Source organism: Pedobacter suwonensis, assembly GCF_044762335.1.
In the GTDB taxonomy this organism is placed as follows: Bacteria; Bacteroidota; Bacteroidia; order Sphingobacteriales; family Sphingobacteriaceae; genus Pedobacter.
The window spans coordinates 1-14,523 of the sequence record NZ_JBIWEB010000026.1 but is presented as its reverse complement, the minus strand read 5'-3'; the positions used below and the strand labels follow the sequence as shown (position 1 = coordinate 14,523).

General features: G+C 39.6%; 14 protein-coding genes. 5 read left to right on the top strand and 9 right to left on the bottom strand.

The window, feature by feature from the left end; all coding sequences use genetic code 11:
• Positions 1 to 43: 43 nt before the first annotated feature.
• The 5 genes from ACIQXP_RS23715 (at position 44) to ACIQXP_RS23695 (ending at position 4,018) form a co-directional block, all read left to right on the top strand.
• Positions 44 to 2,314 carry a helix-turn-helix domain-containing protein gene (locus ACIQXP_RS23715; RefSeq protein WP_387508262.1) on the top strand — a complete coding sequence of 757 codons (2,271 nt, stop codon included), beginning with the start codon at positions 44 to 46 and terminating at the stop codon, positions 2,312 to 2,314.
• 63 nt (positions 2,315 to 2,377) lie between these two features.
• Positions 2,378 to 2,755, top strand: a complete 378-nt coding sequence (locus ACIQXP_RS23710) for a GxxExxY protein (protein WP_293742603.1) — start codon at positions 2,378 to 2,380, stop codon at positions 2,753 to 2,755.
• 46 nt (positions 2,756 to 2,801) lie between these two features.
• Positions 2,802 to 3,410 carry a SprT-like domain-containing protein gene (locus ACIQXP_RS23705; protein WP_387508259.1) on the top strand — a complete coding sequence of 203 codons (609 nt, stop codon included), beginning with the start codon at positions 2,802 to 2,804 and terminating at the stop codon, positions 3,408 to 3,410.
• 45 nt (positions 3,411 to 3,455) lie between these two features.
• Complete coding sequence (locus ACIQXP_RS23700; protein WP_387508257.1) at positions 3,456 to 3,692, top strand: DUF433 domain-containing protein; 237 nt, start codon at positions 3,456 to 3,458, stop codon at positions 3,690 to 3,692.
• Positions 3,693 to 3,790: 98 nt separating this feature from the next.
• Positions 3,791 to 4,018: a DUF5615 family PIN-like protein gene (locus tag ACIQXP_RS23695; RefSeq protein WP_367117513.1), complete on the top strand. Its 228-nt coding sequence runs from the start codon at positions 3,791 to 3,793 to the stop codon at positions 4,016 to 4,018.
• Here the strand turns inward: ACIQXP_RS23695 and ade are convergent, their stop codons facing one another.
• The 9 genes from ade to ACIQXP_RS23650 all read right to left on the bottom strand — a co-directional run bounded on the left by ade (position 4,019) and on the right by ACIQXP_RS23650 (position 14,323).
• Entirely contained in the window at positions 4,019 to 5,656 is a 1,638-nt protein-coding gene (ade, locus tag ACIQXP_RS23690) for an adenine deaminase (protein WP_387508255.1), read from the bottom strand.
• 96 nt (positions 5,657 to 5,752) lie between these two features.
• Positions 5,753 to 7,729: an alpha-ketoacid dehydrogenase subunit alpha/beta gene (locus tag ACIQXP_RS23685; RefSeq protein ID WP_387508253.1), complete on the bottom strand. Its 1,977-nt coding sequence runs from the start codon at positions 7,727 to 7,729 to the stop codon at positions 5,753 to 5,755.
• 30 nt (positions 7,730 to 7,759) lie between these two features.
• Positions 7,760 to 9,148: a LutB/LldF family L-lactate oxidation iron-sulfur protein gene (locus ACIQXP_RS23680; protein WP_387508251.1), complete on the bottom strand. Its 1,389-nt coding sequence runs from the start codon at positions 9,146 to 9,148 to the stop codon at positions 7,760 to 7,762.
• 137 nt (positions 9,149 to 9,285) lie between these two features.
• Positions 9,286 to 9,672 carry a type II toxin-antitoxin system VapC family toxin gene (locus ACIQXP_RS23675; RefSeq protein ID WP_293742597.1) on the bottom strand — a complete coding sequence of 129 codons (387 nt, stop codon included), beginning with the start codon at positions 9,670 to 9,672 and terminating at the stop codon, positions 9,286 to 9,288.
• On the bottom strand, positions 9,672 to 9,881 hold the full coding sequence (gene vapB / locus ACIQXP_RS23670; protein ID WP_293742596.1) for a type II toxin-antitoxin system VapB family antitoxin: 210 nt from the start codon (positions 9,879 to 9,881) through the stop codon (positions 9,672 to 9,674). Before vapB ends, ACIQXP_RS23675 begins: the two co-directional genes overlap by 1 nt.
• Positions 9,882 to 9,968: 87 nt before the next feature.
• Positions 9,969 to 11,603: a M28 family peptidase gene (locus tag ACIQXP_RS23665; RefSeq protein ID WP_387508248.1), complete on the bottom strand. Its 1,635-nt coding sequence runs from the start codon at positions 11,601 to 11,603 to the stop codon at positions 9,969 to 9,971.
• Positions 11,604 to 11,628: 25 nt separating this feature from the next.
• Positions 11,629 to 12,078 carry a ribose 5-phosphate isomerase B gene (gene rpiB / locus ACIQXP_RS23660; protein WP_387508246.1) on the bottom strand — a complete coding sequence of 150 codons (450 nt, stop codon included), beginning with the start codon at positions 12,076 to 12,078 and terminating at the stop codon, positions 11,629 to 11,631.
• Positions 12,079 to 12,123: 45 nt separating this feature from the next.
• Entirely contained in the window at positions 12,124 to 13,005 is an 882-nt protein-coding gene (gene tatC, locus ACIQXP_RS23655; protein ID WP_090986442.1) for a twin-arginine translocase subunit TatC, read from the bottom strand.
• Between the two features lie 121 nt (positions 13,006 to 13,126).
• Positions 13,127 to 14,323 (bottom strand): LVIVD repeat-containing protein, encoded by a 1,197-nt coding sequence (locus tag ACIQXP_RS23650; protein ID WP_387508243.1) that lies wholly within the window; start codon positions 14,321 to 14,323, stop codon positions 13,127 to 13,129.
• Between the last annotated feature and the right edge of the window lie 200 nt (positions 14,324 to 14,523).

Sequence of the window (14,523 nt, the reverse complement as noted above, 5' to 3'; positions counted from 1 at the left end):
TTTATTTATCCTCCCTGTTTAGCACACTAAAATTTTATTGCAGATGCCTACATTAGAAGAAACTTCTATGCCCGCTGAGATCGCGGCTAAATTTGTGAATTATACCTCTAAACACGTTTTTTTAACCGGAAAAGCGGGGACAGGTAAAACGACCTTTTTGCGGAAACTGATTCAGCTTACGCATAAAAAAGCGATTATATGTGCGCCAACAGGTATAGCGGCGATTAATGCTGCCGGGGTTACGATCCATTCTCTTTTTCAGCTGCCTTTTGGTGCTTTTTTCCCTGATGCGGCCGGAAATATTATCAATCAGCAGATTAGCTTCAACTTTAATACACCACGTACCCTGGCCAAGCACTTAAATATGCAGGGCAATAAAAGGCGCCTGATTCAGGAACTGGAACTGTTGGTAATTGATGAGGTAAGTATGCTGAGGGCGGATATGCTTGATGCCATTGATTTTGCCCTGCGCTACATCAGGAGAAGTAAAAATGTACCGTTTGGGGGCGTACAGCTTTTATTTATCGGTGATTTACACCAGTTGCCGCCTGTGGTTAAAAATGATGAATGGCGGGTAATGGCCGGATTTTATAAGAGTATTTATTTTTTTGACGCGCTGGCATTGCAAAATAATCCACCGGTATATATCGAGCTGGATAAAATTTATCGCCAGGATGATACTGTTTTTATTGACCTGTTGAATAACTTGCGGAATAACCAGATTACCCCGCAGGATACGGCATTATTGCAACAACATTTTATCCGTGATTTTAAGCCGGCAGCAGATGACAATTACATCACCTTAACTACGCATAATCATAAGGCTGATGGCATTAACCGCGAAAGGTTAACTCAACTGAAAACGAAATCGTATTTTTTTGAAGCCAGGATAACAGGCGAATTTAATGAATATGCTTATCCCAATGATAGGAGTCTGGAACTGAAGGTTGGTGCGCAGATTATGTTTATCAAAAACGATATGACCGCCGAAAAACGCTATTACAATGGGAAAATAGGAGTGGTGCACCACATTGAAAAAGATCTGGTAGAAATTGAATTGCCAGAAGATAAAACGGTAATCCAGATTTCGCCTTATACCTGGGAAAACGTAAAATATAAACTGAACGAGGCCACGAATGAAATTGAAGAAAATGTAGCAGGTTCCTTTGTGCAGTATCCAATTAAACTGGCCTGGGCCATTACGGTGCATAAAAGTCAGGGTTTAACCTTTGATAAAGCCATTATTGATATTGGTGACGCTTTTGCCCCCGGGCAGGCTTATGTGGCGCTTTCACGCCTTCGCTCGCTTAAGGGGTTGGTGTTAACGTCGCATCTGCGCGAAAGCGGTTTGCAGCAAGACCAGAACATCCATTATTTTTCTAAAACCAAACAGCCTACAGAAGTACTCGGCCAGCAGATCAGTGCCGAGAGCTATGATTTTATCCGGACTTATCTGTTATCAGCTTTCGATCTGAATATGGCACGCTATTATTTTAAGGAACACATGCAAACTTTTGATAAGAGTGAGGCTAAATCGACCAAACAGCGCTATGATGATTGGACGATAGATCTGTATAAAGATTTCCAGAAAATTACTGCGACGGCTGATACTTTTGTAAACCAGCTTAAAAACTTGTTTGCACAACAAACCGAGCATACTTTGTTCAATGTGTCCAAGCGGGTACAGGCCGCGGTAAAATATTTCAGTCCGCTGATTAAGGAGGTGTCAGATAAATTCCTAGCCCAAATTGAAGCCATAAAAGAAGAGAAACAGGTCAAAACTTACCTGACTGAACTGCTTGAACTGGAAATTGTGATTTATGAACAGCTGAAGAAAATTCATAAAAGCAAAGCATTGCTGGAAGCCATTATTGATGGAAAAGAGTTTAGTAAGGCCGATACCGATGCACTTTTAAATGCGGTAGAAAGAGAGGCACAATTAAAAAAGGCGATTACGCTTAAAGGCATGGCGTTAAAAGTAAGAACTGCTACAGAGAAAAAAAAGAAAGAGCCGAAGCCCGATACCAAACTGATTAGTTTTGAATTATACAATGCGGGCAAAACATTAGATGAAATTGCAAAGGAGCGGGGCTTATCGGTTGGTACTATTGAGGGCCATTTGGCATATTATGTTTCTACACAGCAACTGGATGTAAAAAAGCTGGTAAAAGCCAATAAAATCCGCAATATTACAGATGCCGTTGAAAGCCAGAAAACAAAATCGATGGCTACCATCAGGGAGTTTTTAGGCAAAGATTATTCTTTCGGCGAGATAAAAATGGTACTGGCGTCGCTGTTTCCAACAGAAGAATAATCTATTGACCGCAAAGAGCGCGAAGAAAAGAAACGCGAAGTTTGCAAAGTTAATTTGAAGATTATGAATGAGAATGAATTATCAAGAATTGTAATCGGATTGGCAATAGATGTGCATAACGCTTTGGGACCAGGATTATTGGAAAGTGCTTATAAAGAATGCTTGTTTTATAAAATTGCTAAAACTGGTTTATTCGTTGAAAAGGAAAAGAAAATACCTTTAGTTTTTGAAGATGTTAGATTAGAATGTGGTTATAGAATAGATATACTGATAGAAAATAAGTTAGTATTGGAGTTGAAAAGTGTCGAGATGCTAAATGATGTTCATCTTGCCCAAACTTTGACCTATATGAAATTGGGAAATTATAAGTTAGGCTTATTAATGAATTTCAATGTTTCCCGCTTAAAAGATGGATTAAAGAGAATTGTTAATGGCTTATAACTTTTCTTTATTTCTTTGCGAAAAACTTTGCGAACTTTGCGGTTAAATGGAGAAAGTTAAAGTTTTAGCGCAATACATGCCTGCAGAGGCCGCCCCGCGAATTGCCAGGTGGATTGATTATTTTCAATGCGAATTCAAAATCGCTAAAACACGTTCTACCAAATTAGGCGATTACCGCCATCCATTCCGTGGTAAAGGCCATCGTATTTCAGTTAATTTTAACCTCAACCATTATGCGTTTCTAGTGACCACAGTGCACGAATTCGCCCATTTGCTCACCTGGAATGATTTTAAGAATAAAGTAAAGCCGCACGGAACCGAATGGAAGAAAAACTTTCAGCGGATGATGGTTCCTTTCTTTGATATGAATATTTTTCCGCAGGATATCCATCATGCGATAGACAATTATATGTCGAATCCTGCGGCCTCAAGCTGTTCTGATTTACATTTATCGCGGGCCTTAAAAAAATACGACAGCAATAAAAGCGAAACTTTACATGTAGAGCAACTGCCAGTTAACACCAACTTTAAAATCAAAGATGGCCGTCGCTTTACCAAAGGCGAACAGATTAGGAAGCGATATCGCTGTATTTGTTTAGATGATAAGCGGATTTACCTGTTTAATCCGCTTGCTGAAGTGTTTTTGTTGGATTAACTTTCCAAATTATCAAAAGATAAACTAATTGGTCAACTTTACATTATGGAACAGATTTTCGATCGTATTTACATTGATAGTGATATTTGTAATGGAAAGCCAATTATAAGGGGAAAGAGAATTACGGTACAGACTGTAATGAAATTTTTATCTGCAGGTGAAACAGCCGAAGAAATTTCAAATCAGTATCCTTCACTTGAACCTGAAGATATTACCGCCTGTATGCGCTATGCAACAGAATTAATGAATCGTAGTTTCATTATTAAACGGGCGGTGGCTTAAATGGAGGAATGTAGATTTTTAGCAGACGTTAACCTTCCTCGTTTTTCCTCACTTTGGAACAATGCTCAATACATTCATCAGGCCGATTTAGGTGATAAATGGTCGCTAAGGCTCAAAATTTGACCACTATAACAAAAGACAGCGATTTTTCTTCCAGAATACTTTTACATACTCCGCCACCTAAAGTGATTCATATTAGATTAGGAAATATGGAAATGTCTCAATTTCACGATGCAATTAATATTTTACGGCCAGAGGTTATCTCTTTAAACAAAAATTATAAGTTAGTTAATGTTTTTGCCGATAGGATAGAAGGTGTTATTTAGTTACATCAACCTAAACTCATCACCATCAAATAAACCTTTATCACTCAGTTTCAAATGCGGAATAACCAAAAGTGCCATAAAAGAAAGTGTCATAAAAGGAGCAAGCAGGGTTGACCCCAGGTCTTTTGCAAACTGATCGATAGCAGTATAACATGCAGCAACCTCGTAACCATTGTGGTTACTCATTAAGCCGGCAACAGGTAGCGGTAGAACCTCTTCCTTTCCGTTTCCTAAAGCGACAACTCCACCAGTTTCCTGAATCACCAGATTTACCGCCGCACAAATGCTGTTGTCATCAACACCCACTGCAATAATATTATGACTATCATGCGCCACACTTGAGGCAATTGCGCCCTTTTTTAGACCAAAGTTTTTAACGAAGGAAATGGCAATGGGCGCATCGTGATAGCGGTTAACCACCACCATTTTTAGCATATCATTTTCTACATCGCTCACCATGTTTCCGTTTTCAACTTTTGGTTTCATATGTAGTTTATTGGTGATCAACTGACCATCCAGGGCTTCGATAACCGGAATCTCCTGTTCGTTTTGATGGGGCAAGATAAAATCTTCTTCGTTTTTCAAGCTGCAATTAAAATGGTTAATTGATTCTTTACTCGGTGCATGGTTGATCCAGTTGCCGATCATTTTGCCGTTTTCTGCTAATAAAAGCCCATTAATATAGGTTTGTTTTACCTCAAAATTAATCAGGTCTTCCATCACAATAAAATCAGCATCATCGTTTACCTGTAACGCACCAACTCCAAGCTTATAATGTAAGATGGGGTTAATACATGCCGCGCGAAGCACTTTAAAAACATCGATTCCTTTGGCCACTGCCCTGGCACAAATTTCGTTAATGTGGCTTTCAACTAAACTATCAGGATGTTTGTCGTCACTACAGAACATCATCATTTCGGGCCACTCCTGGAGTAAATGGATTAAAGCCTCAAAATTTTTGGCTGCGCTGCCTTCCCGGATCAGGATCTTCATGCCACGCTGTAGTTTATCCAGTGCTTCTTCGGCAGTAAAACATTCATGGTCGGTAGAAATGCCTGCATCTATATATGTTTGGACTGCATCACCGCGTAAGCCTGGTGCGTGTCCGTCAACCGGTTTGCCAAGCTGATGGGCTGCGGCAATTTTTTTTAAAACCTCTTCATCCTTATGCAGCACGCCGGGAAAATTCATCATTTCACTGAGGTATCTAATCTCCGGGCGTTCTAAAAGCGCCTTTACATCATTGTGATTTAACTTGGCGCCTGCAGTTTCGAAGGTAGTAGCCGGTACGCAGCTTGGTGCACCGAAATTGAATTTAAAGGGTACGGTGTTGCCGTTGTCAATCATAAATTCAACCCCTTCCATCCCGCATACGTTTGCAATTTCGTGCGGATCACTAATGGTCGCCACTGTACCGTGCACCACAGCCAGGCGTGCAAACTCGCTCGGAATGAGCATGCTGCTTTCGATATGTACATGGCTATCAATAAAGCCTGGCGTAATGAAGGGGCTTCCCGGACGTTCTTCCGAAATTTGGGTAATCGATTTTATTTTTCCGGCGTCAACCGTTATTTCGCCAAAGAAAATATGACGTGCTACGATATTAACTATATTTCCACTGACTTTGAAAGTGCCCATGTTGCTTTAATGTTTAACAGGTTAATCGTTTAAACCGGTTAATTGTTTAGGATACACAGTTAACCAATTTAAACAGTTTATACAATTAACCTCTGTTTAATATTTTAATAGTTTATCAATTATTTCTGCTAATCTGGCTTTAGCCAGAAAATCATCTTCCAGCACCTTGCTCATTGGAATGGCAGTATCTAAACTTGCACAACGCATTACAGGTGCATCCAGGTATTGGAAAAGATGCTCGCCAATCCAAGCAGAAATTTCAGCACCGAAACCATTGGTCAAGGTATCCTCATGTAAAACCAGCACCCTTCCGGTTGCTTTTACAGCATCCTTTACCGTTTCCTGATCCCATGGCTGTAACGTACGCAGATCAACCAGGGTTGCTGCTTGTTCAGGATGGCTGCTCAAATGTTCTGAAGCCCAATGTACACCTAAACCATAGGTGATAATCGTAAACTGGTCTCCCAGTTTTAAAGTAGCGGCTTTTCCTATTTCGGTAGTATAATAGCCATCCGGTACCGACCCGGTTAGGCTTCTATAAAGGTATTTATGTTCAAAGTAGATTACGGGATTGGGATCGGCTATGGCAGACAAAAGCAAACCCTTGGCATCTTCAGGAAATGCGGGGTAAACAATTTTCAATCCCGGTGTTTTTGTAAACCACGCCTCATTGCTTTGCGAATGGAACGGGCCGGCTCCTGTTCCAGCACCAGTAGGCATACGTACAACTACATCTGCCTTTTCGCCCCATCGGTAATGCGTTTTGGCCAAATTGTTTACAATCTGGTTAAAGCCAGCGCTTACAAAATCGGCAAACTGCATTTCTACAACAGCTTTGTAACCGTTTATAGAAAGCCCTAGACCAGCGCCCACAATGGCCGATTCGCAAATAGGTGTATTGCGCACACGACTTTTGCCATATTTAGCCATGAAGCCATCTGTGATTTTAAATGCCCCGCCATAACCGGCAATATCCTGCCCCATTAAAACCAGGTTAGGATATTTTTCCATCGCGAGATCGAGTGCATCACTAATTGCATCCAGATACCTTTTTTCAGTAGCAGATTCGCCTGGTCGAACAATTTCGGACTGGTAAGGAAAGTACATGTCCCTTTCTTCTCTCGCGTAATCTGCAATGGGTTCCGGATCTTCAAAAGCTTCTTCTACTGCTAATTCAATATCTTGCTTAAACTGAATCTTAATATCCGTAATGGTATCTGTTGTTAAAATACCTTGCTCAATTAAATAGGCCTCATAATTATTCAAAGGGTCTCTCTTTTTCCACTGGTCAAAAAGTTCCTGCGGAACATATTTCGTACCTGATGCTTCTTCATGGCCACGCATCCTGAAAGTCATGCACTCAACCAAAACAGGTCTGGGATCTTTTCGGATTTCCATGGCCAGCTGGTTAATGGTATCATAAACTTCTAAAATATTATTTCCGTCGATCTGAACACCCTCTATTCCATAACCAATGGCTTTATCAACCAGGTTTTTGCATCTGTATTGTTCTGCTGTTGGGGTTGACAGTCCATAGCCGTTGTTTTCGATCAGAAAGATAACAGGAAGGCCCCAAACTGCTGCCACGTTTACGGCTTCGTGGAAATCGCCTTCGCTGGTGGCGCCTTCGCCGGTATAAACCAGTGTAGCCTGTTTTTTATTAGCCAAAAGATCGGCCAGGGCGATGCCATCGGCTAAAGCCATTTGTGGCCCTAAATGGGAGATCATGCCCACAATTTTATAATCTTGTGTGCCAAAATGGAAGGAGCGGTCGCGGCCTTTGGTAAAGCCGGTTAACTTGCCCTGCCATTGGGCCATTAATTTCTTTAGCGGAATATTACGTGAGGTAAAAACACCTAAATTGCGATGCATGGGTAAAATGTATTCACCTTTCTGCATGGCCATGGTACTGCCCACAGAAATGGCTTCCTGTCCAATTCCCGAAAACCATTTCCCTATACGTCCCTGTCGTAATAATTTAAGCATTTTATCCTCTACCATTCTGGGATAAAGTAGTTTTTTATATAAATTCAATAAGAATTCATCGTCTTTATCTCTTCGGTTGAAATGCATATCTGGTTGGTTTGACTAGTGATTCTGGACTCAGGACTCCCGGCTCTTCTTTAATTCCTCAAACTGTTTGGCGAATGATTTATCGGCAACCTTTGGCATTTCACGGTATTTGCCCCAACTCTTTTTAAAGAAGGTTTTGAGCATAAAGTTTTTAAATTTTCCGCCGAAGAAATCCATCCATTTGCGTTTTTGCATCATCTTGCTGAACATGCTCCAGCTGATTTCTTCCTGTTTGCCGTTCTCATGACCAGCTGCAGCATCTCTTCGGTTAAGCAGCAGCATTTTATGGATATCGATTTTTACCGGACACACTTCCGAGCATTTTCCGCAGAGACTGGAAGCATAGCTCAAATGCTTAAACTCTTCCATACCTTTTAAATGCGGCGTAATTACCGAGCCAATGGGGCCACTGTAGGTGGTATTATAAGTGTGTCCACCGATATTTTTATATACCGGGCAGGCATTTAAACAGGCACCACAACGAATGCAGTACAAACCTTGTCGCTGATCCTTTTGTGCCAGTAAATTGGTGCGGCCATTATCCAGCAGGATCACATACATTTCTTCAGGTCCATCCGTTTCATTTGGTTGACGCGGTCCACTCAGGATACTATTGTAAACCGTTAGGTTTTGTCCGGTACCATGCGAAGCCAACAAAGGCCAGAACAGGTCCAGGTCGGCCATAGAAGGGATGACCTTTTCAATACCAACAATGGCAATATGTATTTTGGGGAAAGTAGTGCTTAACCTGGCATTTCCTTCATTTTCGGTAATGGCAATACTACCGGTATCGGCAATCAGGAAATTCCCTCCGCTTATACCAATATCGGCATTCAAATATTTGTCTCGAAGTAGTTCCCTAGCTTTTTGCACCAGCTGCGGTGGTGTAGCATCAATGGGAGTTCCAAATTTATCGTGGAATAACTGCGCAATATCAGTAGCACTTAAGTGCATGGCAGGGGTAACAATATGGTAGGGCGCCTGGCCCAATAACTGTACGATGTATTCTCCCAGATCGCTTTCCAGCGATTCAATATTATTCTGCTCCAGGAAATCGTTCAGGTGAATTTCTTCGGTCGTCATCGATTTAGATTTGATGACCGTTTTTCCATTGTTTCTTTTAATGATATTGAGGATTTCTGCCTGGGCTTCTGCAGCATCATTTGCCCAGATCACCTTACCGCCGCGACGCTGAAAATTTGACTCGAATTCTGGTAAGAACTTGTCGAGATTTTCCATTACACGCCATTTAATTACATGGGCTTTTTTCTTAGAAGCCTCGAGGTTTTCGAATTTCGATAAGCCCCTTTCAACCGCCGCATTGTATTTACCAATATTGTAATTTATGGTTTTACGGTGCGGCAAATCGAAAGCTTTCTCATCTGACTTCTCTAAAAATTCCTCGGCAGTTTTCATCAATAGCAATTTATTATAGGGGTAACGAAGAATAACCGCTTTTAGTTTGGTGTTACTTCGTTAAAAACCAAAGATAGGAAACCCATTGAGTTTATTTTTCAAAGTTGAAACAAAAGAAATTATTGTAATAACAAATACTTTTACCAGATTACTTCTGGCATATATTTTTTAGCTATTTCATCGCTTGAAATAAAATCTAAGCCTAATTTTATACTTGTTGCAATAATAATTCTATCGAAAGGATCGCGATGTAGAAATGGTAAATCTTTAAGTGTTTTTAATATTTCTATATCTATTGGAAGAACGGTAATATTCGTTTCATTACATGATTCAATGAGTTCATCAAATGAATACTCTAACTGAAGTTTACCTATTGATTGTTTTATTGTGATTTCCCACAAACTGGCAATACTTAGATAGAGGTTAAGGGTTGGGTCTTCTAAGATGTTTCTTGCCCTGTTAGATAATGCGATGTTGTCGTCCTGCATCCAAAGTAAAACATGCGTATCAAGTAAATACTTTTTCACTACATGTAATCTTTAAAATCATCTAATGGCGCATTAAAATCATCACTCATTTTCATTTTCCCCTTAAGTAAACCAAGTTTTCTATTGCTTTTAACCGCATTTTTTTGAGAGACTTTTTTTTGCAAAATAAAATCAATAAAGTCTTCTACCTCTTGCTGGTAGGCAACAGGGATCATTTTAATTTTTTCTAAAATATGCAATTGATCCATAAACTCGTTTTATCAAAAATAACATTTTAAGTTTGAAATACACACAAAAAAGCCCCAACATTTCGTTGAGGCTGAGTATTTTGAACATTATTTCTTTGGATTCCCTTTTCCGTCCATGTCTACAACCGGACGCTTGGCTCTGTTAGCAAGCTCCCATGCGGTAAAGTAGGTGAGTTTTGCTCTTTTTGACAATAAGGGGAAGTTGATTTTGCTTACTTCATCACCTGGTTTATGGTAATCCTGCTGTAACATTCCATCATAATAAAAAATAATCGGAATGCCTAATTTAGCAAAGTTATAGTGGTCTGAGCGATAATAAATTTGCTCGGGATCTTTAGGGTCATCATATTTATAATCCAGTTTCATTTTAGTATAGGTAGCGTTTACCTGCTCACTTAAATTGGCGAGGTCGCTACTTAACATCCTCGAACCTACTGAATAAATGTAGTTTGCCGAATCAGGTTTGCCCAAATACTCTTCACCTATACGGCCAATCATATCAGTATTTAAATCAGCAATGGTATTGGCAACCGGGAAAACAGGATGCTCAGAATACCACTCGGAGCCCCACAGTCCTTTTTCTTCTCCAACAACGGTCATAAATAAGATACTGCGTTTAGGACCTTTACCTGCTTTTTTGGCATCAGTAAAAGCTTTTGCCATTAGTAAAACACCGGTAGTACCCGATCCATCGTCGTCGGCACCGTTGTTTACTTTATCTTTTGCGTTAGGATCAGTTTCTAAACCAATATGATCGTAGTGGCCGGTTAAGATTAATACTTCTTTTTTAAGTACGGGATCTGATCCTTCCAAGTAACCCAAAACGTTTTCGCACCTAACCGATGCTTCGTTTTTGGCGGCACTTGCCGAAAAAGGAATATTTATTACCTGTGAAGCAGGTGTAAGACTTTCTGTAATTTTCTTTTGTAAGTCGGCTGCTGTAGTATTTGCTGATTTTAACAGATCGTTGGCTAAGGCCACAGAGATAGAGATGCGTGGTATCTCATTCTGTTTCTGGGCCTCAATAGCCGCATTTGTTTTGACCATTACACGGCCTTTGTTTTGAGCCTGTTTGGTGTTTTCTGTAATTCTATCCACACTTGGATCAATCAGGATAATGGCTTTTACATTGTTTTCAGCAAAATATTTTGCCCTGCTTTCTAACATGGCGCGGTAAGCAGCCCTATCAACACGGGTACCAGGTTTAATGGTTGGGTCGCCACCGTTAAACATCATCACCACTTTGCCTTTAATATCTGTTCCTGCAAAATCGTTATAGCTGTCTTTTTTTATTCCGTAGCCGACAAATACAATCTGATCGGTAGAGAAGGTAAAACCGTTATCACTGATTAGGCTCGGAGAAACGACATAATCTTTCTGATACTCTTTCGGCTGACCGTTAACAGTTACATGGCTTTCTTTCAAGGTAACATTTACGAGGTTGATTTTCTGGAAATAACCTCCGTCAACCGGGCCTTTTAAGCCAATTGATTTAAAATAATCGCGGATATAGTCTGCAGCCATCCAGGCGCCTTTTGTTCCTGTCTCGCGTCCTTCATATTCGTCGGATGCTAAAATGGAAAGGTGTTTATAGGCATTATCAGGATTAATGGCCCTGCTAAATTTAATAGCGTCTTTATTGGCATGTAGTGGTTTAATCTGGCTAAAACAACTTGCCGTAACAAGTGTAGCCAAACCAAGTGTTAAAAACTTTTTGTTCATGATGATAATTTTAGTTGAGGTCTGGTTAGCAAGAAATCTTTTCAACCCGATTTTGGTGGCGGCCACCTTCAAACGGCGTAGTTAAAAAGGTTTCGGTAATTTGTTTGGCTTCATCTACAGATACAAAACGAGCCGGTATACAAAGTACATTAGCATTATTATGGAGGCGTACCAGCGAAGCCACTTGGTTTTCCCAGCACAAGCCTGCTCTTATGCCCTGGTGTTTGTTTGCGGTTATGGCCACGCCGTTAGCAGAGCCGCATAATAAAATACCGTAGGTAAATTCTCCGTTTTCAACAGCACTGGCCACAGGATGTGCAAAATCAGGATAGTCAACTGAATCTGCTGAGAAAGGTCCAAAATCCTTTACTTCGTAATCTTTTAAAAAATCTTTTAAAAAATCTTTTAATATTTCTTTATAATCGAATCCGGCATGATCCGCGCCAATAGCAATTTTTATTTTTGTATCAGACATTGTCAAATGTATAGAGAATTATGAATTCTGTTCGTAATGTTTTTGTTAGTTTGCATAGAATGCAGCTTCAGCTTTTTTCTTCTTTCTTTCAATATAGGCCGAAACAAAAATACTCAGCTCATACAATAAGAATAAAGGGGTAGCTACGATCAACATCGTCATGATATCTGGTGTAGGGGTTACAATGGCAGCGATAATTAAAATAATTACAGTGGCATACCTTCTGCTGGCACGCATCAGTTTTGGCGTCATTAAACCAAGCTTGGATAGAATAAAAATGATAACCGGGAGCTCGAAGATAATCCCGGTACCCAAAGTAAGGGTTGCAACCGATGACAGGTAAGAATCAACTGTAAAAGTATTTTTAATTTCAGTACTAACTGTATAACCGGTTAAAAAATTAACCGATAAGGGACAAACTATAAAATAGCCAAAAAAGATTCCTACAACGAACAATAAGGATGCGAAAAACACAAAACCACTGGCCGATTTGCGCTCATTATCGTGCAATGCTGGTTTAACGAAACGCCAGATCTCCCACAAGAGGTAAGGGAAGCCCACAACGATACCGCACATCACACAAACATTTAACTGAAGGTTAAACTGGCCGGCCATCTCAGTATTGATGATTTCCCCATTAATTTTAGTAATACACATATCCTTACCTAAGGATGGGAAATGCTCTACCAGTTTACACATCATTCGATAAGTCCAAAAATCGGGTTTTTTTGGCCCAAAAATTATTTTATCCAGAATCTCCTCGTTGAAGTAAAAAGCGATACCCGTAAAAACGGCAATAGCAATTACGGCTCTGATTAAATGTTTACGGAGAACATCCAGATGATCGAAAAAAGACATTTCTGCCTCTAAATTGGTGCTCTTTTGACCGATAGCTTTTGTAAGTAAAGTTTTTTTAATGTCGCTCATGTTGAAAACAAAAATACCATTCTATTTGAATAGAATGGTATTTACGTGTTAAATATAGAAATAGTTTAGATTATTATGAGAAATGGCTGTAAAAATAACAACCTATGCTCTCATAGTGGTTTTAGAATTGGTTTTTAATTAAACTCAACTGCTTTAAATTTGCGGCATTACTATAATTAAGTTGATATACACCATCTTCTCCTGTAACGATCAAAGATTTGGGGCCGGCAATGACATCAAAACTTTTAATATTGTTTAGATGCTGTAACATGTTGTCGCTGATTTTCGTGTTATCTCTGATATTAAAACTCTTTATTCCATAGTTACCTTCGCAGAGAAATAGATAATCACCAGAGGTGCTTAAGCCATGTGGATTTTGCATTGGGTAAACCGCTATCTGTTTCGGCTTGGTCGGATCTTCAATATCCACAACTTCCAACTGATTACTTGCCTGCCTGCATAAATTGCCGGTGCGTAAAGTAACATAAGCATACTTGCCTTGTACAACCACCGGGTCGCAAGCGAAAATATGGCTGTAGGTAGATAGTTGGACAGGATTGGCCGGATCGCTGGCACTAAAGATGTGCATGCCTCTGTTGGTGCCTATGAATAACTTGTTATCATAAGGGAAGATGGTTTCTACTCCCCAACCCAAACTGATTGTCTTTAAAAATGTTGGGTCTGATGCGGTTTTAACATTAAACAGATTTAAATTACTTGTACCAACGGTATATAAATAATCGTTCATCAGGGTGAACCTGGCCATCGAACCGCCCTGTCCCGAACCAGCTTGCGAAGAAGAAGTACTGTAAGCAACATATTGCATTTCATGCTTATAAGTTTGTTTTTTTACTACTGTATCTTTATAAGTGTAAATATATTTTTCAATGCCTGGATTATTGAACTGACTAAAAACATCAGTTACCCTTTTAACCAATGTAATATTGTTTATATTCGATAGATCGAAAGCCAGCAAATCGATAAAATTATCGGCATAAAGAATATTATTGTGGATTGCTAAATCTACATTGCCCGGGATTTTCAGAAAAGCCATATTCAAAGGAGCATTCGGATTGGTATTATTGTAGATGTGAATGCCTTCATTGGGCTCATTAATGAAAAGATAATCTTTGTAGATGTATATTTTTCCAGTCTTTTTTGCTGGAATAGCCCTGGTAAGTCCTGTAGGTAAGGCCCTCATCTCCTTAGCGGAAATCATTTTGACAATCTGAATGGTTTCATACTCATCTTTTTTGCACGAAGTAAATACTGCAAAAGCAAGTAGGATAAGGAATGCGTTAATTAGATTTTTTTTCATGTTTTGAATGTTTATGATTAAACGTAACACATTAATCAAACGCTACAGCTTATAGGTAAAATGTTAGTAGTCAACTATCAAGTAAAATAAATCCAGGAGAAATAAAAAGGGGGTGTCTAAAAAGGCTCCCTCTTTTTGTTTATAGCAAAAGTTGATTTTTTTCAGCTTCTTATGAATAGCTTTAATTTATGCTTATTTAA